The organism is Bacillus sp. SRB_8 (assembly GCF_003264205.1).
Classification (GTDB): Bacteria; Bacillota; Bacilli; order Bacillales; family Bacillaceae_G; genus Bacillus_A; species Bacillus_A mycoides.
On sequence record NZ_NADT01000018.1, the window covers coordinates 859,091 to 880,192 of the forward strand.

At 36.8% G+C, this 21,102-nt stretch carries 23 protein-coding genes; 4 read left to right on the forward strand and 19 right to left on the reverse strand.

Translation table 11 applies throughout. From position 1 onward, the window contains the following. Window positions 1–25: 25 nt before the first annotated feature. The 5 genes from B5P40_RS14615 to B5P40_RS14635 all read right to left on the reverse strand — a co-directional run bounded on the left by B5P40_RS14615 (window position 26) and on the right by B5P40_RS14635 (window position 2,174). The gene (locus B5P40_RS14615; protein WP_002190911.1) at window positions 26–460 is read right to left on the reverse strand and encodes a hypothetical protein; all 435 of its coding nucleotides are present in this window, start codon (window positions 458–460) and stop codon (window positions 26–28) included. 16 nt (window positions 461–476) lie between these two features. Then, the gene (locus tag B5P40_RS14620; RefSeq protein ID WP_078175974.1) at window positions 477–659 is read right to left on the reverse strand and encodes a hypothetical protein; all 183 of its coding nucleotides are present in this window, start codon (window positions 657–659) and stop codon (window positions 477–479) included. Beyond that, window positions 656–1,060 carry a PH domain-containing protein gene (locus tag B5P40_RS14625; RefSeq protein ID WP_002164959.1) on the reverse strand — a complete coding sequence of 135 codons (405 nt, stop codon included), beginning with the start codon at window positions 1,058–1,060 and terminating at the stop codon, window positions 656–658. The genes B5P40_RS14620 and B5P40_RS14625 overlap by 4 nt, the downstream gene beginning before the upstream one ends. A 77-nt stretch (window positions 1,061–1,137) precedes the next feature. Next, window positions 1,138–1,629, reverse strand: a complete 492-nt coding sequence (locus B5P40_RS14630) for a GNAT family N-acetyltransferase (RefSeq protein ID WP_002190912.1) — start codon at window positions 1,627–1,629, stop codon at window positions 1,138–1,140. After that, the gene (locus B5P40_RS14635; protein ID WP_002034364.1) at window positions 1,626–2,174 is read right to left on the reverse strand and encodes a GNAT family N-acetyltransferase; all 549 of its coding nucleotides are present in this window, start codon (window positions 2,172–2,174) and stop codon (window positions 1,626–1,628) included. The genes B5P40_RS14630 and B5P40_RS14635 overlap by 4 nt, the downstream gene beginning before the upstream one ends. 143 nt (window positions 2,175–2,317) lie before the next feature. Here B5P40_RS14635 and B5P40_RS14640 point away from each other — a divergent pair, with 143 nt between their 5' ends. Both B5P40_RS14640 and B5P40_RS14645 read left to right on the forward strand, forming a co-directional pair. Beyond that, on the forward strand, window positions 2,318–2,662 hold the full coding sequence (locus tag B5P40_RS14640) for a PadR family transcriptional regulator (protein WP_002190913.1): 345 nt from the start codon (window positions 2,318–2,320) through the stop codon (window positions 2,660–2,662). Continuing rightward, entirely contained in the window at window positions 2,659–3,321 is a 663-nt protein-coding gene (locus B5P40_RS14645; protein ID WP_002190914.1) for an HAAS signaling domain-containing protein, read from the forward strand. Before B5P40_RS14640 ends, B5P40_RS14645 begins: the two co-directional genes overlap by 4 nt. A 53-nt stretch (window positions 3,322–3,374) precedes the next feature. Here the strand turns inward: B5P40_RS14645 and murC are convergent, their stop codons facing one another. From murC to B5P40_RS14695, 10 genes are all read right to left on the reverse strand, one after another. Then, window positions 3,375–4,685, reverse strand: a complete 1,311-nt coding sequence (gene murC / locus B5P40_RS14650) for a UDP-N-acetylmuramate--L-alanine ligase (protein WP_002015598.1) — start codon at window positions 4,683–4,685, stop codon at window positions 3,375–3,377. Between the two features lie 251 nt (window positions 4,686–4,936). Further along, entirely contained in the window at window positions 4,937–6,055 is a 1,119-nt protein-coding gene (locus tag B5P40_RS14655) for a nicotinate phosphoribosyltransferase (protein ID WP_002015597.1), read from the reverse strand. A 61-nt stretch (window positions 6,056–6,116) separates the two neighbouring features. After that, on the reverse strand, window positions 6,117–9,752 hold the full coding sequence (locus tag B5P40_RS14660; protein WP_113709349.1) for a DNA translocase FtsK: 3,636 nt from the start codon (window positions 9,750–9,752) through the stop codon (window positions 6,117–6,119). Between the two features lie 156 nt (window positions 9,753–9,908). Next, window positions 9,909–10,865 (reverse strand): N-acetylmuramoyl-L-alanine amidase, encoded by a 957-nt coding sequence (locus B5P40_RS14665; RefSeq protein WP_002190922.1) that lies wholly within the window; start codon window positions 10,863–10,865, stop codon window positions 9,909–9,911. Window positions 10,866–10,905: 40 nt separating this feature from the next. After that, the gene (locus B5P40_RS14670) at window positions 10,906–11,250 is read right to left on the reverse strand and encodes a hypothetical protein (RefSeq protein ID WP_002015616.1); all 345 of its coding nucleotides are present in this window, start codon (window positions 11,248–11,250) and stop codon (window positions 10,906–10,908) included. Between the two features lie 144 nt (window positions 11,251–11,394). Continuing rightward, window positions 11,395–12,009: a YtpR family tRNA-binding protein gene (ytpR, locus tag B5P40_RS14675; protein WP_002089041.1), complete on the reverse strand. Its 615-nt coding sequence runs from the start codon at window positions 12,007–12,009 to the stop codon at window positions 11,395–11,397. Then, the gene (locus tag B5P40_RS14680) at window positions 12,006–12,818 is read right to left on the reverse strand and encodes a DUF1444 domain-containing protein (protein WP_002129459.1); all 813 of its coding nucleotides are present in this window, start codon (window positions 12,816–12,818) and stop codon (window positions 12,006–12,008) included. Before B5P40_RS14680 ends, ytpR begins: the two co-directional genes overlap by 4 nt. A gap of 79 nt (window positions 12,819–12,897) precedes the next feature. Next, on the reverse strand, window positions 12,898–13,212 hold the full coding sequence (locus B5P40_RS14685) for a thioredoxin family protein (protein ID WP_002015619.1): 315 nt from the start codon (window positions 13,210–13,212) through the stop codon (window positions 12,898–12,900). Between the two features lie 83 nt (window positions 13,213–13,295). Beyond that, on the reverse strand, window positions 13,296–13,805 hold the full coding sequence (locus B5P40_RS14690; RefSeq protein ID WP_002089045.1) for a DUF84 family protein: 510 nt from the start codon (window positions 13,803–13,805) through the stop codon (window positions 13,296–13,298). Window positions 13,806–14,094: 289 nt separating this feature from the next. Continuing rightward, on the reverse strand, window positions 14,095–15,168 hold the full coding sequence (locus B5P40_RS14695; protein WP_002089046.1) for a M42 family metallopeptidase: 1,074 nt from the start codon (window positions 15,166–15,168) through the stop codon (window positions 14,095–14,097). Between the two features lie 148 nt (window positions 15,169–15,316). On the opposite strand from B5P40_RS14695, the gene B5P40_RS14700 reads away from it, so the two are divergent. Further along, the gene (locus B5P40_RS14700) at window positions 15,317–15,628 is read left to right on the forward strand and encodes a PepSY domain-containing protein (RefSeq protein ID WP_002112333.1); all 312 of its coding nucleotides are present in this window, start codon (window positions 15,317–15,319) and stop codon (window positions 15,626–15,628) included. A gap of 129 nt (window positions 15,629–15,757) precedes the next feature. Here B5P40_RS14700 and B5P40_RS14705 read toward each other — a convergent pair whose 3' ends face one another. Both B5P40_RS14705 and trmB read right to left on the reverse strand, forming a co-directional pair. Next, window positions 15,758–16,612 (reverse strand): YtnP family quorum-quenching lactonase, encoded by an 855-nt coding sequence (locus B5P40_RS14705; protein WP_002190924.1) that lies wholly within the window; start codon window positions 16,610–16,612, stop codon window positions 15,758–15,760. 70 nt (window positions 16,613–16,682) lie between these two features. After that, window positions 16,683–17,336: a tRNA (guanosine(46)-N7)-methyltransferase TrmB gene (gene trmB / locus B5P40_RS14710; RefSeq protein ID WP_002015624.1), complete on the reverse strand. Its 654-nt coding sequence runs from the start codon at window positions 17,334–17,336 to the stop codon at window positions 16,683–16,685. 232 nt (window positions 17,337–17,568) lie between these two features. Here trmB and B5P40_RS14715 point away from each other — a divergent pair, with 232 nt between their 5' ends. Then, complete coding sequence (locus B5P40_RS14715; protein WP_002015625.1) at window positions 17,569–17,847, forward strand: YtzH-like family protein; 279 nt, start codon at window positions 17,569–17,571, stop codon at window positions 17,845–17,847. Window positions 17,848–17,850: 3 nt separating this feature from the next. Here the strand turns inward: B5P40_RS14715 and B5P40_RS14720 are convergent, their stop codons facing one another. Both B5P40_RS14720 and pulA read right to left on the reverse strand, forming a co-directional pair. Beyond that, the gene (locus tag B5P40_RS14720; protein ID WP_002034382.1) at window positions 17,851–18,648 is read right to left on the reverse strand and encodes a phosphotransferase family protein; all 798 of its coding nucleotides are present in this window, start codon (window positions 18,646–18,648) and stop codon (window positions 17,851–17,853) included. A 245-nt stretch (window positions 18,649–18,893) separates the two neighbouring features. Continuing rightward, a complete protein-coding gene (gene pulA, locus B5P40_RS14725) occupies window positions 18,894–21,035 on the reverse strand; it encodes a type I pullulanase (RefSeq protein ID WP_002190925.1) in 2,142 nt (713 codons plus the stop codon). Between the last annotated feature and the right edge of the window lie 67 nt (window positions 21,036–21,102).

Sequence of the window (21,102 nt, forward strand, 5' to 3'; positions counted from 1 at the left end):
GGAATTTTCTCCGAGCGTCTTTTTATTAATATTGTAATAAATCTTTCGCCACATCTTCTGGCACTTTAAAACTCATTTTCTTATTTTTCATTTCAACTTCGACATAAGGGACATCTTTATATACTGTCATAGTACCAATTTCATGTAACTCTTTTTTATCTTTACTCGAATCCAATAATTTCGGTGTATCCTCTTGATACATTTTAAACGTTTTCCCTTGCGGAGTATCTAAAGGAGCCGATTCCATTTCCCACTCATCCATTTTGATTGATTCAAACAACTTTGTGATTTCTTTCTTATCGGTAATTGTTTTTTTATCACTCGAATCAATAAGCGATTCAATTTCAATTTTTTGTGCCTTTTCTAAACTAACATCAGACTTCTCTTTCTTCGCACTACATCCTATTAAAAGAATGGATGCAGTTAGCAGAAACAAAAACAACATATAGATCTTTTTCATTTCTAATCCCCCTACTTTATATGGAGCTATTTTTCTCGCTTTTTGTTTGCTGAAAATGAAAATAAAATAAAAGCGTCACTGCGATAGTACCTATTAATATTGGGACATATAAGGGCAGATCCCATTTCATATATACTCTAGTGCAACCAACAAGCACAAACAAAATTTCCAAACAAAACAAAAGTTTTACATATTTCATTTCTTACCTACCATTTCTATTTTCACATATGGATTTTCTTTCGCGATAAGCGCCAAAAATTCATCCGGATCTTGCGGCATCGCAATCATATGTACTTTATATGCATTCGTTGTAATCTCAAATGATTTTCCAACTTGACGAATAACTCTTATATCTTTTAATACAACGTCGTCATTTAAAATTCCGTATTTTAAAATACCATTTTCTACTTTATGTTTTTTAATGAACATTTCCCAAACGAGAGGGACATTTACAATAAAACATAATCCCATCCCAATTAGAGCTGAAGCCCAATCCCCTTTTCTTGTAAAGAACATAACTATTGGATATATCACCATAAAAGCTAACGTTATACTAACGAAAATTATTCCTAACTTACTTCTCTGAATTGGAAAGTTCATACCCACACCCCCTAATCCAAATTATACCATCATCTCCATTTTAGTTCATAAAAAAAGATCATTTATGAATGACCTTTTTAAACAGTATACCTATAAAATTTCTTATCTACCTCTAGCACTGGAAAACTTTTTGGCAACTCTTCTATACTCACACTTTGAAAACCATTCTTTTCGTAGAAACGGTGTGCTGCTAGAAATTTAACTGTTGTTCCTAAATAAATGTCTTCCAAGTTCTTTTCTTTCGCCCAAGAAATTGCCGTTTGAAGTAGCGTATGTGATGCGCCCCATTCTTTTCCGCGGAACTCTTTCTTCACGAACATTTTTCTTAGCGCTACTTGATGCTTCCCAATATCTAATAAAGCTATCGTTCCAACTACTTTCCCATCATAAGTTGCTACCCAAAAATTTCCGTTGTCCCTTTGATAGAACGTTTCTATTTCTAGTAAGTCCGGCTGCTCTTCTTTCGTAATAGGGACATTGTACTCTTTTTGCTGAATATGAACGATAAGATCTACTACTTCATCTTGAAACATACTTTCATACGGAATAATACAAATCTTCTCGTTCATCGAATCTTCTTCCATTCTGAAGCTAGTAAACTATACACAGCGATATCTTGGAAATGATCATATATCCATTCTTCATCTCTTAAAATACCATCTAATTTAAAACCTAAACGTTCTGGAATCGCACGGCTTTTCGCATTTTCAACACCGCAACGAATTTCAATTTTATTCAGCTTTAAATTATCAAATGCATAATGAAGCACAGTCTTCACACTTCGCGTCATAATACCTTTCGCGCCAGCATCTTCTGCAAGATAATATCCAAGACTCGTAGCTTTCTTACCCCAGCTCACCGGATGAATACCTACCATCCCAACGAGCTTTCCTTTATAGCGTATACCAGCCTCAAACCCATCTCCCTCTGCAAATTTCTTTAACCACATCGGAAAAATCTCATTATACGCATCAGCTGATTTCGTCCCATCTACCCACGGAAGCCATCTTCTTAAATGATTACGATTTTGATCTATTAATTCATATAGTCCCTCTTTATGATGTTTTTCTAATAGTTGTAATTCGATTTCGTCATCTACTCGGAGTGTGAACATGTTTTTTTAGCCCCTTTTAATTTTCCTATTATTCTAACACTTATAGGTGAAAAAAAGTTAAACATTCGCACTTTTTCAGTTTTATATAAGAATAATCACTATATATGATTGATATCTAGATATGAATCATATATAGTTAAAGTATGGAAAAATATGATAATTTTATAATTCAATTACGTAAAGGTGTTTTTGATCTCGCTATTTTGTCTTTAATAAGCAAACAACCTATGTATGGATACGAAATTACAAGTGCCTTACAAGATATCCCTGTGTTTCATATCCCGAACGGTTCGATTTACCCTATATTAAATCGAATCACGAAAAACAATTGGGCTGTTTCCTATTGGGAAGAGTCCGGTGATGGGCCAAAAAGAAAATACTATCGCATTACAGACGAAGGGAGAGAAATTTTAAATAGTCGCTTACATGATTATGGTGCAGTATATCAAGCTCTAATGTTACTAGCTAAAGGAGAGGATAAAAAATGAACAAGGAACGATTCTTTTCAAATGAACTCATTGTTTCTTTCTTACACGATCTTCATAAAGGTTTAATGAACTTACCTACGTCAGCAAGAGAACAACATATGCTAGAAATCAAATCCGATTTATATGAAAATGCATTAAGTAAAGGAAGTGAAGGGGTACCACCAGCAACCATCCCTTCACAGGTGATTGAAGAATTTCTTCCTCCAAAAGAATTAGCAAAGGAAATTGCAGTAGAATATACAGATGTTATTCAAAATGCACAGCAATCTACAAATACATTTATTAAATACTTTACAGGACTATCAGTTGCTCCACTCGTTGCTTTATCAGTACCTATCGCACTTGGCTTTATAAATATTTCAGCTAATTTACCATTTTTATTAGCCTTTATCGCAAGCAACATTTGGTTCATCTGTAGAGAAAACCATTGGAATACAAAGCAATTAAAATTTTTAAAAACAATGATTTCCTTTAGTACTAGCGTTTTAATTGCACTTCCATTTGCATTTTTCGCGATTCGAATTATGCTAACAAAACAATTCGATATGTTTTCATTCTATTATTTAATTGGATATGTACTTTTTAGTTCACTATATATATTCTTATTAAAACAACTATACAAAAAAAATGAACAATACCAACATATCAACGCTTTTTAAAATATATCGAACACAACAAAAAAGACGCACAGCCAAGCTATGCGTCTTTTCTATTACTTCTCTGCAACTTGAACTTCTTTTACGTAAGCTGCTTCGAATTTTTGGATGTCACCTGCGCCCATGAAAATAAGAACGCCGTTTTTATGTTTCTTTAACACATCCGTTGTTGTATCTGTAATTAGTTCTGCGCCATCGATACGTTTTTGCAGATCTTCAATTGTTAATTCACCTTTGTTTTCACGTGCTGATCCGAAAATATCACATAAGTATACTTGGTCAGCTTTACTTAAGCTTTCCGCGAACTCATCTAAAAATTTCTCTGTACGTGAGAATGTATGTGGTTGGAATACAGCGACAACTTCACGCTCTGGATGTTTTTGACGAGCTGCTTCAATCGTTGCATTAATTTCTGTCGGATGGTGTGCATAGTCATCAATGATAACTTGTTCTCCCATTGGCTTTTCATTAAAGCGACGTTTTACGCCTTCAAAAGTTGTTAGCTGATGCTTAACTGCTTCTACATCAACGTTTTCATAATGGCAAAGCGCGATTACTGCTAATGCATTTAATACGCTGTGATCGCCGTATCCTGTAATTTTGAACGTGTCATAATACGTATTACGAACGAATACATCGAATATAGTACCATCAGTTCTCTTTTGAATGTTACGTGCTTGGAAATCATTATCTTCTCCAAATCCATAGAAAATAACAGGTACTTTCGCTTGAACTTTTTGAAGTTCTTCATCATCACCACATGCAATAATACCTTTTTTCACTTGCAATGCCATCTCTTGGAATGCATTAAATACATCATTGATGTCTGCAAAATAATCTGGGTGATCGAAATCGATATTTGTCATGATTGCATAGTCTGGATAGTAAGACAAGAAATGACGACGATACTCACAAGCTTCAAATACAAAATACTTACTATTTTCTACCCCATGCCCCGTTCCATCTCCAATAAGGTATGATGTTGGGTGTGCACCTTGCATTACATGGGCTAACAAACCAGTTGTTGATGTTTTTCCATGTGCACCAGTTACAGCAACACTTGTGTACTGATTCATAAGATCACCTAAGAAGTGATGGTAACGATGTACTGGGATATTTAATTCTTTTGCTGCTACGATTTCTTCATGCGTATCAGGAAATGCATTTCCTGCGATAATCACTTGTCCTTCTTTAATATTATTCTTATCAAAAGGAAGGATGGAAATACCACGCTTTTCCAATGCTGTTTGTGTAAAGAAACGCTTTTCATAATCAGACCCTTGAACAGTATGCTTCATGTCATGAAGAATTTGTGCTAATGAACTCATTCCTGTTCCTTTAATTCCTACAAAATGGTAAACTGTCATCTTAAAGAACCTCCAACATTTCGAACTAATACAACGGCCTATCTATAAGACAGTATATGAATCTTTTCTTATTTTGGTAATCATCATACATTTCTGATGCAGTGAATTTCTTTTTATATTCACTTATCAGTGATAAACTCGTACGTACTTCTTTTATGTCCATAACACATTTATTATAGCAAAAAACAAGCCGCTATACTATGATAACAGAAAAACTGATAGGGTCAATCACCTATCAGTTTTTCTCGCTTTTACATATCTTCTTTTGTTTCTAATTGAACACGCTCTAGACGTGAATTTGGACGGTATTTACGACCAGCTTTTGCTTCTGGTTTTCCATTTAATTCTACGTTATCACCAGTAAAACCAATATTCATTTTTAATAAGCTACTTCCTACTCCGTATATATCGACAGGAACATTTTGAGCTTCAAATTCACGAATACGCTTCTCATCAAACCCACCAGTTACAACGATATCTACATGTTGGAACCCTTCCTCATCAAGAGCCTTACGAAGTGCAAATACAAGTGATGGATTTACACCACGTGGATCGAATGTTCCAAGTACTTCTGGGTGACGAATGAAGTATTGATCAATCATTGTGCGAGACGTATCGACACGTACACCTTTTAATGTTGATCCAAATTCACGCGCTACGCGAAGTGCATCTGTGATGACATCATTGTTATAATCAATTAGTACGACTAATTCATCTTCTGGGAATTTTTTATGATATGCCTTTGCAGCTTCAACAACATCACCATTAAACATTTGAATTAAAGCGTGAGGCATCGTCCCCATACCACTTCTGCCCCACCATTCATTCATTGCATGCGTCGCTTGCGCGCTCATACCTCCGATGTATGCCGCATAGCCGTCACCAGCTTGTTGCGTATAATGATCGTCACGATCTCCCATGAAAATAACCGGTTTTTCTTTATCTACACTACGTGCAGCTTGGACAACGTTATATACGTTTGTCGCAACTGATGTACGACGAGCTAAAATCCCATCAATTACACCTTCTAAAAAGCCGAAGTATTCATAAGGACCATGAATTGTTAAAACTGTTTCAAACGGACTAATATTATCGCCATCCTTTAAAGAATGAATTTCTAATTCCTCAGGATTTTTGGCAAATGTTTGTAGCAATGCGATTACCTCATCTGCTCCGCAAAGAACTGCATGTTCTTTTTGAAAAAACTGCATTGTTACAACGCTTTTCGGGCGAAATTCTTCAATGATTTCTCTAGTTTTTAAAAAGTAAACGGCAGAGAACCAGCCTTCTCCAACACGTTCATCAAATTTAAATGTTTTATTTGTTAGTCGATTTATTTCACCTTTTAATTTTAATTCAATTTCTTTCATGTCGCTTTACTCCCTACTTTACTATCCAACATTTTCTATTAGTATACAGCAAAACCGTTTCCTATACATTTGTTTCCTGCATAGCAGCGAATTCATCCTCAGAAATAAGGACATCTCTCGGTTTCGTTCCTCTTCCTTCAGAAATAATCCCTTGCGACTCCATCTCTTCAATTAGACGTGCCGCGCGATTATAACCTATGCGGAATTTTCTCTGTACAGAAGATGTGGACGCTCCCCCTTGCTCTACAACAAATTGACATGCATCAAAAAATAGTTCATCTTCAGACTCACTCTGCTCTGATTTTGCTAATAAATCCTCTTGCTTAAATAAGTAGTTTGGCTTCATTTGCTTTTTCACATGATCAACTGTTCTTTCAATCTCATCATCTGATACGTATACACCTTGTACACGAACTGGTTTAGATGTGCCGTTTCCTAAAAATAGCATATCACCACGACCAAGTAACTTCTCCGCGCCCCCAATATCGATGATCGTACGCGAATCAACTTGAGATGATACTGTAAACGCAATACGCGTTGGAATGTTTGATTTAATTAAACCTGTAATAACGTCTACAGATGGACGCTGCGTCGCAACTAATAAGTGAATACCACAAGCACGAGCTTTTTGTGCAATACGACAAATCGCTTCCTCCACATCACCAGGAGCAACCATCATTAAGTCCGCTAACTCGTCAATGACAATTACAATATAAGGTAATGTCTCACCTGGGATTTCTCTACCACTTACAATCGTATTGTAACGAGTTAAATCACGAGCACCAGCATGAGCAAACAATTCATAACGACGTTCCATCTCTTCAACCGCCCACTTTAACGCAGCTGTAGCTGCTTTTACGTCAGTAATAACAGGTGCTACAAGATGTGGAACAGAATTGTATGGTGCAAGCTCAACCATCTTCGGATCAATTAGTATCAACTTCACTTCATGCGGCTTCGCTTTATATAAAATGCTCGTTAAAATCGCGTTAATGCACACACTTTTCCCTGAACCAGTTGCACCCGCAATAAGTCCATGTGGCATTTTTCGAATATCCGTTACAATTGGATCACCGGAAATATCAAGCCCCAGCGCAACTGTAAGCGGTGATTCACTCTTTGTAAATACAGGACTTCTTAAAATTTCACGCAGGAATACTGCCTTACTTTCCTTGTTTGGAACTTCAATTCCAATTGCACTCTTCCCTGGAATTGGCGCTTCAATTCGAATATCTTTCGCAGCTAAACTTAACTTAATATCATCACTTAAATTTGTAATTTTATTTACTTTCACACCTGGGTCTGGTTGTACTTCAAAACGAGTTACCGCCGGCCCTTGTGACACATTAATAACATGTGCTCCAACATGGAAATTATTAAATGTCGTATTTAATAATTCTTCCTGTTCTTCTAGCCACTCCGTATTATCTAATGCTGCCTGCTGTGGAATTGACAACAACGTTAATGGCGGAAGTTCATACTTCGGTGGCGCTTGTAGTACGTTGCGCATATCATTCTCTTTTTGATTTACAACATATGCTTTCTCTTGTACTTCCGTACTTGAAATTGACTCTTGTACTTGTCCAGCCACCACTACTTGTTGCATCGGTTTTTCTTCCACTTGCGGTTCCACTACCACTTGCTGCATCGGTTTTTCTTCCACTTGAGCTTCTACTACCACTTGCTGCATTGGTTTTTCTTCCACTTGGGCTTCTACTACCACTTGCTGCACTGGACTTTCTTCCACTTGCGGGTCTACTACCACTTGCTGCACTGGTTTTTCTTCCACTTGCGGGTCTACTACCACTTGCTGCACTGGTTTTTCTTCTGCTTGTGGTTCTACTACCACTTGCTGCACTGGTTTTTCTTCCACTTGCGGGTCTACTACCACTTGCTGCATTGGCTTTTCTTCTGCTTGTGGTTCTACTACCACTTGCTGCACTGGCTTTTCTTCCACTCGTTCACTGACAGTTGATTGCATTACGTTCGTTCTTGCCGCATGTCTTTCCATTAATTTCTTTCTATCCTGCTTTAACATGACAACATTAAATGGGACATGACGTTTTTTCTCACGTTTCGGTTCTTCTATTTGTAAAGCAGGCTGTTCTTCAGCAACTTGCTTCTTTTCTTCCGCTTCTTCAATTAAAACGTTCGCAAAGTTTTGAACATCTTTCTTTGTTTGCTCATCCGTTTCTGAAACTGGTACGAATACTTCACTTTCTTCCTTGAACGTAATTGTTTCTTGTTGAGAAATCACTGGTTGCTCTGCAACTGGTGTATTTTCCACTAAATCTGTATTCATCGTTTCTTCAATTACTGTTTCTTGAGAAATTGGTTCTTCTTCCTTAGTACCCTCTAACTCCGCAACTTCTTCTGTCGCTTCCTCAGGTTTCTCTAATTCCACAACTTCTTCTGTCGCTTCCTTAGCTTCTTCTAATTCTGCAACTTCTTCTGCTGCTGCTTCCTCAGCTTCCTCTAATTCTGCAACTTCTTCTGCTGCTTCCTCAGGTTTCTCTAATTCCACAACTTCTTCTGTCGCTTCCTCAGATTTCTCTAATTCCACAACTTCTTCTATTGCTTCCTCAGTTTCTTCTAATTCCACAACTTCTTCTGCTTCCTTAGCTTCTTCTTCAAAAGCATCTGGTATTTCTATAGTAATTGTTTCTTCAAGCTTTTCATCTGCTTTTACAATCACTACATCTTCTAAGGTTTCTTCTTCGACTTGATTTGCTGCAACTTCAGCAACAGTTTCTTCTATTTCTGTATTACATTCATTTTCTTCTGTTAATATCGAATACACATGCTCTACTTTAGAATCTATTGACTCTTCTTGTAAAGTTTCTTCGTTATCTTCTGTAGATGATAACGCCACTACATCTTGCTCCTGCTTCAAGGCTTGTACAATTGTAGCCTCTTCTTCCACATGCTGTCCTACTGTTTTATGAAGCAAATCATCACTTAGGCTTTCTTCTAATGAAGGGGCTTGACGTTCAACTTCGTAACCGTTTTTCTCTAACCATGTATCCACAACCGATTTTTCTTCTACTTTATTACTTCGTTCGTTCACTCCGTTCTTAACAGATGAACTTCCTTGTAGAACTCCCGAAAAGTCAGATAATGTATATCCCTTTTTCTCTAACCATGCGTCAACAACAGCTTTTCCTTCAACAGATATTTCAAGATCTTCTCTTACCTTTTCTTCCTCCTGCACAACCTTCGTTTCTACTGAAGGACGGTTATATCCATAAATCGGAGAAATCATTTCTGTTGGACGAAATGGTCTACGGTTACTTTCTTGCGACGGTACGAATGCTTTTTTTACGACAGGCTCTGGTTCCGGTTCATATTGCAATTCCGGTTCCTCATATGTAGGTGCTTCTGTTTCCACATACGGTCGTCTGCTTCTTTCCACTTTTATTCCTCTTTGAGTAGGCTGTTCTTCATATGCTCCTCTTTGAATAGGTTGTTCTTCAAAGTTAGGCAGTTCTCTTACATCCTCCTCATCGAAGCCATTATCTGGTATTAATGGAAAACGACATTTCCCTGCATTCCGACTTGCCATTTGTGCTTCTCTTGCTTCAGTGTAGTGGTTTACACGAGGAATTTTCGGCTGACTTTCAATTTGTGCCGGTACTTCTTTATTCATCACTGTTTTTTCTTCCTCTTTGTTAAACAGCTTTTTCATCCAATCTAACATGTTTACCACTCTTTCTACTAAATAGTAACATCCTTTATTGTATCAGCATTCGGCAAAAAGTGCAGGTAAAATTAAGCATATTAGTTTTATCCATAATATTCTAATTCACGATTGTTTTTCATATAGAAAAACGAGGTCTTACATGTAAGACCTCGTTTAATCTTTACCCTTCCGATATTCATCCACACTATCCGTTACACTTTGCAATAAAGAATTTACATACTGTGGGTCAGATAATTTTTTGTCTTCTTCAGGGTTTGACATAAATCCAAGTTCTAATAGTACTCCTGGAACTTTTGACCAATTAAATCCAGAAAGATCATCCCGAAATTTAATTCCATTTACTTTCACTTGATGATTCTCTCTCATTTTATTTACTATCGTTTGAGAGATTTGAAGACTTTCAGCATAAATCTCTTTCGTATACGGACTTCCTTCTGCCGGTGTCAATACAGCAAATCCACTTTGATTTGGATTTTCAGAACCATCTGCGTGAAGGCGCAAAAATAAATTCGCTTTATGATCATTCGCGAATGTTGCTCGTTCCTTATTACTTATATCAACCTCATGTGACGTTCTCGTCATCAATACTTGTATACCTTTTGCTTCCAGTTTTTCTTTCAATATAAAAGCCATCTCTAATACAAGAACTGATTCCCTCTTTTTCGTTACAACTCCCGCTGTTCCGTCTGTTACTTTATATTTTTGCGTAGTTGCTCCTGGACCAATTGCCTCTAAATTTAAATTCGCTTTTTGTTGATGCCCTGGATCAATAACGACGAGAAACTTTTCTTGTTTTTCATTACTCTCTACTTTTTGTTTATTATTTTGTACTGGTTGCTCAGTTGGCTGCAGCGGCGTAGTTTCCTCTTTCTTTTCCTCGGCCGGCACTTCCTCCTGCTTATGTTCCACTTGCTCATTCGTTTGAATTGCTTGCGGCTGTTCTTTCTTTTCTTGTTCTTCTTGCTGCTTTTCTACCGGTGCGTCTTCCTTATTATCTTTGTTTTTTTCTTGTATAGAAGAGGTTGTTTCTTTTTTCGGCTCTTCTTGCGAACAACCTCCCATATATATTCCAATGACTGCAATAGCGCTCATTATTTTTATATACTTCATTTTTCTCTCCTATCACTTTGCACCGGTCTCAAAGTTTTTCTTATAATTGTTTTATAATTTCATCCATATTTCCAATATGAACGGGTTGCCACGTTTCTGTACCACGCTCTGCGGTATAGACTAGATAAGCATCATCAGCTACATTTACGAAAACAGGATCCCCCATATCCGTTTCATATCCGATAACAATCCATTCCTCTTTCCATTTTCCACTTTCTTCACTTATTAATGAATTTTTATGTTTATCATATCGATAACCGATTTGTCCTTTTTCTAATTCATTTTCGCTAAACACATATATTTCATAGGAACCTAGTTCGATATCTTGCTGTTTTGAAGTTTCAATTCGTTTCAGAAGTTCTGCAATTTTTGGTTGTTGCTTCATACGTCTACCCTCCTTCTTTTTTCTAAATTTTACCTAATCCGTTTTTGAAATACAATATAGATTTTGAGAGGAAACGTTACAATCCTAGGAATTTCGCACAAAAAAATAGCCTCACATATGCGAGACTACTTTTTCTAACATCAATTAAAATTTAAATTCTTGTCCAACTTCAAAGCTATCTTCTAATACAAGAATACCTTTTTCTTCTGGAGCATCTGGAAGCTCTAACTCACGTGCAGAGCAAATCATTCCAGAAGAAGGAACACCGCGAAGTTCAGCTGGTTTAATTAACATACCACTTGGCATTACAGCACCGATTTTTGCAACAACAACTTTTTGTCCTGCATCAACGTTTGGTGCACCACATACGATTTGTAATGTTTCTGTACCGATTTCTACTGTACAAATGTTTAATTTATCAGCATTTGGATGCTTCTCTTTTTCAGCTACATAGCCTACAACAAATTTCGGCGTGAAATCAGCTTCTACTTTTTCTTCAAAGCCATTCTTCGCTAAAATTCCGTTAATTTTTTCAACAAACTCTTTCGTTAATGTAACGTTTCCGTTGTCTGTTACTTCTACATAAGAAGACGCATTAAAGATGTTGAATCCTGCTGTTACGTTGCTTTCACGATCGTATACGCGAGCAACATCTCCTTTGCGGTCAAATGTACGGTTTTCTAAAGTAATATCTTGTAAGGTAACAATTAAAGTGTCACCAATTCCTTCAAGGTTGTAAAAAACGTTCACTTCGTTCATCCTTTCTCTTTTCCATCTGTCTTCTTCCGATTCTTCGCTAAAATAAAGATTGGTTCGAAGTCCCCATCTTCATATACGAATGAAAGTGATGTAATCGGAACATGCCCTTCGGCAAAAAATTTCATTGTCATTTGTGCAATAATATCATAACCGATTTCGTTGACGATATCAGCAATAATTAATACATCTTGGTGAGGAACTGCAACAACCATATCACCAGAGATCTTTTCACGCATCGAGTGTAGTAACGATTCGTTTAAAATACGACTCGCATCGTATCCATCATTTGTGTTTAAAAAGTAGAATGTATTACCTGCTACTGTCTCCTGCTTAAATTCATAGCCTAATGAGCGAGCATTAAATAATGCCATTTCACGTACTTGTTCCTCTGTAAGCTCTAATTTTTGCAATAGGCGCTCATCAATTAATCGATATGTTTTATTAGAATCTAGCGCATAGTAAATACGTGTTTCCGCCGTATGGTCCGTCATAATAAACGGATTTCCTTCTTCTGATTGTTTCGGGAAAGAAGTAGAGCGAATAACAGGTAAAATTTTCGCCGTGCTATTTTCTTCTTTATGCATTGCAATTAGCGCTTCTTGTACGTAATAAGCGACCTCTTCAATTGCTTTTTCTTTGTTCACTTCCCATTTTGCAACTACTCCTGGAAGTGATACGTTAATACCTTTTTTCGAGTCTGTTTGTTCAATACGAAGAACTTCTTTCTCGCTATCATAATGAAAGTCCCATTCTGGTCGAGATAATTTCTTCATTAACTCGTCTTTCATCTTTTTACTTGTCATTTTCATCTCTTTTTCCTCCCTTCCAAAAAAATAACCTCCCCCGCGAAGGTAGAGGTTGTTTTTACAATTCAATTGGCTAATTGTCTTATTTTAAACCTTCAATAAACTCTTCGATTTGCTCTTGTGTTTTACGATCTTTATTTACATAGCGTCCAGTTTCTTCACCTTTATTGTACGCTACAAAGCTTGGAATGCCAAATACGTCTACTTTCACGCATAAATCAATAAATTCATCACGATCTACATAGTAAAATGAGAAATCACTATACTTCTCTTCTACTTCTGGCATAAATGGATCAACGAAACGGCAATCTGGGCACCATTCTGCTGAGAACATGAAGACTACATTCTCTTCATTTTTTAATTCTTGGAATTGTTCCATGCTTTCTAATGATTTCATCTATATTTCCTCCTCTAACGAGTGCACTTTTTCACACTATAATCTTTTCTTTATACTACCATACATCGCGCATGGTGCAAGGTTTATGCTTGCTTTTCATCATACTTATATTGCCCAACAAGTAACTTAACAACGTGTACAAATAATTCCGTTCGGTCGACATAATCATCTGTAAAAATACCGATAGCACCTTCGTGACTACGAATATCTTTTCGCTCTACAAACTCTTCCATCACTTCACTTAGCTCTTTTCCTTCTTCAAGCGGTGCTAAAAAATCGTCTGGTAACTTAATACGTGCCCCGCCCGCAACAAATGTTTTACCTTCAATCGTCGCTAAAGCACCCCAGTTACACATAAATAACCCATGCTCCGTTTTCATAACGCCGCCTTCTAGCCCAATGCCGATATGAGCTGCACCTTCCTGCAATGCTCTCTTCGCTCTATTTACTGCTCCTTGCATCGTCTCTTCATCTGAAAAAGGCTGATTTGCTACTCCTGATGGAACAGAAAGAGATGTAATTTCAGCATCTTCCCAAACCTTCTCCACAGCCCCAACCTTCGTCTTATTCTTCGATCCAACTACTACCTTCATTTCATTCACCTCTATATAAATTCATCATTCTATCCTAATACTAGCCTCGAACACCAAATCAGTCTTCATGACTGAGATTTATACCGTAGTGCGCCTGACCGCACACACGCATCTCTGTGTCATCTCTCCCACCTAAAAAAAGAAAAGGTTTTCCAAAAACAGCCTTCCTCTCTCTTCCTACCCGCGGTCTTAATACATCGCTCGAACACCAACTAGACACTGACCGCTCCCATTCATCGCTGGGTCATCTATTCAACCTAAAAAAAGAAGGGTTTTTCACCCTTCCTCTTTACGCGTTATTCTTAATTGTCTCTAACGTCGTTTTGTCCGTCGCTCTCACAAGCTTCGTAATTAATTCCTTCGCTGCCGCATAATCATCAACATGTAAAATAGAAGCATGTGTATGAATGTAGCGTGCACAAACACCAATTACTGCTGATGGGATACCAGAGTTACTTGTATGCACACGGCCCGCATCTGTACCACCTTGTGAAATAAAGTATTGGTACGGAATGTTATGTGTTTCTGCTGTATCTAAAATGAATTCACGCATTCCTCTATGTGTTACCATTGTACGGTCATAAATACGAAGAAGAGCGCCTTTTCCTAATTGACCGAACTGCGTCTTATCACCAGATGCATCATTTGCTGGACTTGCATCAAGCGCATAGAAAATATCTGGTTGAATCATATTTGCAGCAGTTTGTGCTCCGCGAAGACCTACTTCTTCTTGTACAGTCGCACCAGAGTATAATGTGTTTGGTAATGTTTCATCTTTTAATTCCTTTAGCAATTCGATAGCAAGGCCACATCCATAGCGGTTGTCCCAAGCTTTCGCCATAATTTTCTTTTCATTTGCCATTGGCGTGAATGGGCAGATTGGAACGATTTGTTGCCCTGGCTTTATGCCAATTTCAATCGCATCTTCATAACTATCTGCACCTATATCAATTAACATATTTTTTATATCCATCGGTTTTGCACGTTGCGCATCACTTAATAAATGAGGAGGAATGGAACCAACAACCCCAATAACAGGACCATTCTTCGTCATAACTTGTACACGCTGAGCTAATAGTACTTGGCTCCACCAGCCACCTAACGTTTGAAAACGAAGCATCCCATTTTTCGTAATTTGCGTAACCATGAAACCTACTTCATCCATATGACCTGCTACAAGAACGCGCGGGCCAGTTTCGTCCCCTTTTTTCAGACCAAATACGCTACCTAAACCGTCTTGCACAATCTCATCAGCATATTTGCTTAATTCTTGCTTCATAAAACTGCGCACATCATGTTCAAAACCTGATGCACCTTGTAATTCTGTTAACGTACGAAATAATTGTAATGTCTCTTTATTCACGAAGTCCCCTTCTTTCAAACCTTAGTAGAATACCTCTTTTATTGTAACGAAATTTTCGAAATGTTTCTAGTTTCTTCTTTTTTAGTTGCATTTGCATTATAATTATTATTGGTACACTATTTTTATTTTAAAGAATTGAGGTGAATATATGAGCTGGAAAGGTTTAGTCACAGGTCTTGGCGTTGGGTTCGCAGCTGGTTATTTCGTTGCAAACAAAGTACAAGAACAATCCCATATTTCTTCAGAAAAAGCATTGAAAATGGTGAAACAAGCATTAAGTCATAAAGGTGAAATTACTGGCTCTTGGGTACATATGGTTCCGGAGACATTTGAAAAATATGATGTCGCGTACGAAGTTTATCGCGGCGGTCTTACAACGATGTTAGATGAAATACAAGAACGATTTGAATTTTTAGTTGATGCTAAAACAGGTACTGTTTTAGAGGTTATAGCAGCATAAAAAGAGGTTTCCCATTAGGTGAACCTCTTTTTTTTTTAGAATTACCAACAAAAGCTGATAATAACAGCAATACATAATAAGTGGAGATTGTTCCAATAAATATTTTTGGACACCTTCCTCTTATTAATATTAAGCTTCTATATTTGTTTTTCTCTCTATCTTCTCCACTATATGCCCTTCCTCATTCCACTTTACTGCACGGTAATATGCATCATGATAAAAAGTAAACCACGCCTCTTTTTCAGCACCATACTTCATCCACTTTTGTTTATGTTCAATCGATGTCATTGGATAGTCATCGTATGCCATTACCCATAATACATTTTGATGTGCATGCGTCGGTAAAATGTCCGCTAAATGAAGCATCGTTTCACCCTGACTTTCAAGGACGACAACAGCATGTCCATCGCTATGACCACCCGTATGCACCATCTTTATTTCATCCGTAATTTCTATTTCTTGCCTGAACGTAACAATCTTATCAACGATTGGCTCCCAATTTTCCTTCCAATATGTATTACGCGATCTAACATTCGGATTTTTCATTTCATTCCATTCAGTCTCACTTACATAAATCGTTGCGTTCGGAAACGCCGGAACAAGGCGATTTCCCTCCCATTTTGTTAAACCAGATGCATGGTCAAAATGAAGATGCGTCATTAAGACGTAATGAATATCTTCATTATGCAGTCCCAATTTTTCTAAAGATTCCTTAACTGATGATTCTTCTGTTACACCTTGATTCCGCTTCATTTTCTCATTCAATTTACCATTCCCTATCCCTGAATCAATAAGCATGTTTCCTTCTTTCGTTTGTAAGAGTAACGGATCTGTTCGTAAATAAATATGATTTGTATCATTATGTTTATATTTTCGTGACCAAAGTACTTTTGGCACAACTCCAAACATCGCGCCTCCATCTAAATGTGTATTCCCACCTTTTAGCCACGTCACTTTTATATTTCCAATTTGTAACTGTTCCATATCCCATCCCCCTTTTCTATTTAATTTTAACATAATATTCCGATTATTTTTCATATAAAAAACCTATGCATTACTGCATAGGCTCCGTACGATATTTTGCTTCAACTCGATAAATACGATGACCTTTACTAGAAAATTTCTCTTCGTATTCTGTCATAATGTTTCCTTCATAATCACTATTATGAAGATCTAGGCTAAGGTAAGTTAATAACATACCATACTCAGCCATACTCATAATAGAATATTCAAATAAACCTTGGTTATCAGTTTTGAAATGAATTTCTCCGCCATCTACTAACACTTCTTCATAATTGCGTAAAAATGTTTTATACGTTAAACGACGCTTCGTATGACGATTCTTCGGCCATGGATCTGAGAAGTTTAAATAAACGCGGTCAATTTCACCTTTCGCAAAGAAAACTGTTAAATCTTCAGCATCTTTATTAATTAACTTTAAGTTCGGTACTTCTTCTTCAATTAATTTATCAAGTGCATCTACAACAACACTTGTGAATTTTTCAATTCCAATATAGTTAATATGCGGATTTGCTTTTGCCATATCATACATAAAGCGGCCACGTCCTGTACCTACTTCAATATGAATTGGCTGTTCATTTCCAAATATTTCTTTCCAGTTACCAGCACTCTCCTCTGGGTTTCCAATTACGATATGTGAATACTCATTAATTCGATCCATTGCATAAGGCTTATGTCTTAAACGCATAGATGTCTCCCTCTCTTTACAAAACTATTTTAAAGGAAAAATTCCTTCTTTCTGTTTTAATCAATCTATCAAACAAAAAACCAAGTACGTACGAGCACTCGGTCCGTTTCTTTCAAGTATAAGATGTACCATTTTGATAAAAACTACATAAAGCATTAAACATTCCATGACGAAACAGCTTTTTCTCTTACATTTCTAGGGAGAGAAAAACACTCGAAAGGATGATCCGTTCATGCCAATTAATCAACAGCATCAATTAGAAGTATTAAAAGATATTTTAATCAACCATCAAAGTGATTGCTGCGGGACAGTTTCTGAATGCGAGCAATTAGAGCGACTCATTCAATCGTTACTCGCAAACGATAGTATAAGTAGTGACACTAAAGTAATGCTAAACGATGTATATTCTTATAGTCAATCGGGTAAATCTTCCTCTAATTTGGACAACCATATTTCCAATAATCAAGAACAACTTACTCAGTGGATTGCTGGAATGGACAATTTTTCTTAAGTATTATTCTGAAGCAAGTAGTTGCTGTAAATATTGATGCCAATATTTAGCTTCTGCTTGCTGCTTTTTTGTTGTGTGCCATTGCATAGATAAAATCGTTTGTGCTATCACATACCATCTCATACGCCTAAGCAATGATTCATCTAGTTCAATCTCATAATATCCGAGCCACTCACTCCATTCATGGCGCGGAACATACCAATATAATAACATACCAAGATCTAAAGCTGGGTCAGCAATAACAGCCCCATCCCAATCAATTAAAAACAATTCATCTTCGTCCGACAATATCCAATTGTTATGGTTTACATCACAATGGCATACAACGAATTCATTGTACTCAATATCTTTTAATGACTCCGTTAAATATTGAAGACCTTGCTGAATTGTTTCATCAACTCTTATATCTCCTCTTAAAACGAGCTGTAATTGTTGTAATAACTCTTGCGCATGAAGCGGCTGCTTTCCTAGCCTTTGAATCATCTGCACAAGCGCTTTAGAGGAGTGTATTTTCTTCAAAAGTTTCGCAACACGTTCTAGTTTCATATCCTCTGGCTCTAACTTCTGTCCCGGAAGCCATTTTTGAGCAGAAATTACATCACCGTTCGTTACCCTTCTTGTCCAAAGTAATTTTGGAACAATTCCTTCTGCTGACAATACCGCTAAAAAGGGCGATGTATTCCGCTTTAAAAATAACTTTTGTTGTCCGTTTTGCGCAATATATGCATCGCCCGTTACTCCACCAGCCGGTATAAGACTCCACTCTTTTCCTAATAATTGTTCCAACCATTCCATATTCATTACCCGTTAACAAATCCTTATCTTTTATAGTTATGAAAAGAAAAACCGCAACATTTCTACACATGTTGTGGATTCATATATTTTACTGTATTTGAATGAAAAAACTTGGCATAAGCCAAAAACAGGATAAATCACCTGTTCTTCTAGTTTATTTTACAAAATCAATCATAGAATGACAACTTATGAAAATCGTCACCTTTGTCAATTCTACATTTATTACATTCTCATCGTCAAGTAGCGATTTGTCACATTATCGTCAATATATACGTGCTAATTGGAGCCAATTGAAGTTCCTTTCCTCTAAATGAAGAAATTGGCTCTATTTTCGCTTGCTTTTCGTTTACTAACACATGCCACGTTTCTTCTTTTGGAAGCTGCACCGTTTTAGCTTCCAAACCGCTATTAAATAAAACTACAATCTCTTTCCACGGTCCAAATAATTCTACATGCTCTAAGTAGTATGCCAGTACTTCTGTAGATGTTTGCAAAAAAGTCATATGCTTTTTTATAAGGTCTACATTTTGTAATCGGAATGCCCCATGCCCTTTGCGAATCGCAATTAACCCTTTTATATAGTTAACGGTCTCCATCTCTTTCTCTTTTTGATCCCAATCTAATTGATTAATTTCATCATTTGCATTATAGCTATTTTCGTTCCCTTGCTTCGTACGATAAAACTCTTGCCCCGCATGTAAGAAAGGAATCCCTTGTGAAAGAATAACCATTGCAGTTGCTAAACGATGACGCCTTTTCAAAATTCCTTCTGATTCTGGATTACTTTGCACTAGTTTATCCCACATCGTCATATTGTCATGACATTCTACATAGTTGATGCTTTGTACTGGCTCTAGGAACAATCCTGTTTCTTTCATACTTAAAAGGCTACCAGCTACTATATACTGCAAATGATTACAGTCTACATGCCCACCAAATGCAAAGCCACGTTTATTTATATTAAAAGTACTTCCTTTTATTCCATCACGAAATTGATCATTAAACTGTGCGATACATGGCATTTTATTCGCATTATTTAACGTCGCTTTCTCTTCAAGAGGAAGCGGTGTTTGCAAATCCCATCCTTCACCTAATAACAGCGCATCCTGCTTTATTTTTCGTACTTCTTTTTGTAATTCATTCATCGTTTCAACATCTAAAATTCCCATTAAATCAAATCGGAATCCATCAACATTGTATTCAGTAAGCCAATATAAAACAGATTCTATAATAAATTTCCTCATCATTTTCCGTTCAGATGCTATATCATTTCCAACTCCCGTCCCATTAGAAGGCATACCGTCTTCCCCATGACGAAAATAATATCCCGGGACAAGCTTCTCAAATGATGATAATTCTCTTTCATAAACATGATTATATACAACATCTATAATCACTCGAATGCCGTGATCATGAAATGTTTCAATTAGTTGTTTACACTCTACTATCCTGTTATATGGATCAGAAAGGTTTGTAACATAAAATCCTGTTGGTATATTGTAATATAACGGATTGTAGCCCCAATTATATGCGGAAGCAGGATTCACTTCATCTATACCACCAAAACAATGTAAAGGTAATAGTTCAACATGTGTAACGCCTAAATCTTTTATATGAGACAATCCTGTTAATGTCCCATTTCGCCCTACTGTCTCCTCTTCCATTAGCCCTTTATATGTTCCTTTCTTATTCACCCCACTGTTTGGGTGAATAGTAGCGTCACGAATATGCAGTTCATACAATATGGCATCTGTCATTGACTGTAATGGTGATAATTCTACTCGTTTTGTCACATTCGTTTTTTCCAAATCGATAACGACGCCGTATTTTCCATTTATCGTCGCAGACTTTGCATAAGGGTCAACCGCTTCGTTCCATATTAAATTAATACAAACAAGGAATGTATATCGTGCTCCATCATGATCACCTTGTAATGTATGAATCCACACTCCGTTTTCTTCTCTGTACATTTCATAATCAATATATTCTTTATCACTTTTATAAATCCGTACTTTCGCAAGCCTTGCAGTCGGAGCCCATACTTTAAATATTGTTTCTTCTTTTTTATACACAGCACCTAAGTCGGTACCTTCGTAATAATATTTTTCATCGAAAACTACTGTTCGAATCACAGCGCCTATTTGTAAATCTGTTTCTTCATTCCGTTCATCCCGTACTGTATAATACTTCCCCACATCTATCGGCTCTTCTATAAAGCATTCATACTTCGTTGCATCTGGAAGAGCAATAGTATGAACAATCGGTAACTCTTTCACATTGCTTCCTTCTTGTAAACGAAATGTCCGGCTTGTTCCATACGCATGCGGGAGCAAAATTGTAATTTTATTCATTTCATCTAAATAGGCATCAAATGGACGTTTTACTTTCAACATAAAAAATCACCATCATTCTTAAAGTTAAAATGAAACGAGCTGCAAATGATAAGGTTTTTCTTATCAG

Bases quoted from the DNA above. Each gene is read 5' to 3' on its own strand.
- B5P40_RS14615 (WP_002190911.1), bottom strand. From the start codon at position 460: ATGAAAAAGATCTATATGTTGTTTTTGTTTCTGCTAACTGCATCCATT.
- B5P40_RS14620 (WP_078175974.1), bottom strand. From the start codon at position 659: ATGAAATATGTAAAACTTTTGTTTTGTTTGGAAATTTTGTTTGTGCTT.
- B5P40_RS14625 (WP_002164959.1), bottom strand. From the start codon at position 1,060: ATGAACTTTCCAATTCAGAGAAGTAAGTTAGGAATAATTTTCGTTAGT.
- B5P40_RS14630 (WP_002190912.1), bottom strand. From the start codon at position 1,629: ATGAACGAGAAGATTTGTATTATTCCGTATGAAAGTATGTTTCAAGAT.
- B5P40_RS14635 (WP_002034364.1), bottom strand. From the start codon at position 2,174: ATGTTCACACTCCGAGTAGATGACGAAATCGAATTACAACTATTAGAA.
- B5P40_RS14640 (WP_002190913.1), top strand. From the start codon at position 2,318: ATGGAAAAATATGATAATTTTATAATTCAATTACGTAAAGGTGTTTTT.
- B5P40_RS14645 (WP_002190914.1), top strand. From the start codon at position 2,659: ATGAACAAGGAACGATTCTTTTCAAATGAACTCATTGTTTCTTTCTTA.
- murC (WP_002015598.1), bottom strand. From the start codon at position 4,685: ATGACAGTTTACCATTTTGTAGGAATTAAAGGAACAGGAATGAGTTCA.
- B5P40_RS14655 (WP_002015597.1), bottom strand. From the start codon at position 6,055: ATGAAAGAAATTGAATTAAAATTAAAAGGTGAAATAAATCGACTAACA.
- B5P40_RS14660 (WP_113709349.1), bottom strand. From the start codon at position 9,752: ATGTTAGATTGGATGAAAAAGCTGTTTAACAAAGAGGAAGAAAAAACA.
- B5P40_RS14665 (WP_002190922.1), bottom strand. From the start codon at position 10,865: ATGAAGTATATAAAAATAATGAGCGCTATTGCAGTCATTGGAATATAT.
- B5P40_RS14670 (WP_002015616.1), bottom strand. From the start codon at position 11,250: ATGAAGCAACAACCAAAAATTGCAGAACTTCTGAAACGAATTGAAACT.
- ytpR (WP_002089041.1), bottom strand. From the start codon at position 12,009: ATGAACGAAGTGAACGTTTTTTACAACCTTGAAGGAATTGGTGACACT.
- B5P40_RS14680 (WP_002129459.1), bottom strand. From the start codon at position 12,818: ATGAAAATGACAAGTAAAAAGATGAAAGACGAGTTAATGAAGAAATTA.
- B5P40_RS14685 (WP_002015619.1), bottom strand. From the start codon at position 13,212: ATGAAATCATTAGAAAGCATGGAACAATTCCAAGAATTAAAAAATGAA.
- B5P40_RS14690 (WP_002089045.1), bottom strand. From the start codon at position 13,805: ATGAAGGTAGTAGTTGGATCGAAGAATAAGACGAAGGTTGGGGCTGTG.
- B5P40_RS14700 (WP_002112333.1), top strand. From the start codon at position 15,317: ATGAGCTGGAAAGGTTTAGTCACAGGTCTTGGCGTTGGGTTCGCAGCT.
- B5P40_RS14705 (WP_002190924.1), bottom strand. From the start codon at position 16,612: ATGGAACAGTTACAAATTGGAAATATAAAAGTGACGTGGCTAAAAGGT.
- trmB (WP_002015624.1), bottom strand. From the start codon at position 17,336: ATGCGTTTAAGACATAAGCCTTATGCAATGGATCGAATTAATGAGTAT.
- B5P40_RS14715 (WP_002015625.1), top strand. From the start codon at position 17,569: ATGCCAATTAATCAACAGCATCAATTAGAAGTATTAAAAGATATTTTA.
- B5P40_RS14720 (WP_002034382.1), bottom strand. From the start codon at position 18,648: ATGAATATGGAATGGTTGGAACAATTATTAGGAAAAGAGTGGAGTCTT.
- pulA (WP_002190925.1), bottom strand. From the start codon at position 21,035: ATGTTGAAAGTAAAACGTCCATTTGATGCCTATTTAGATGAAATGAAT.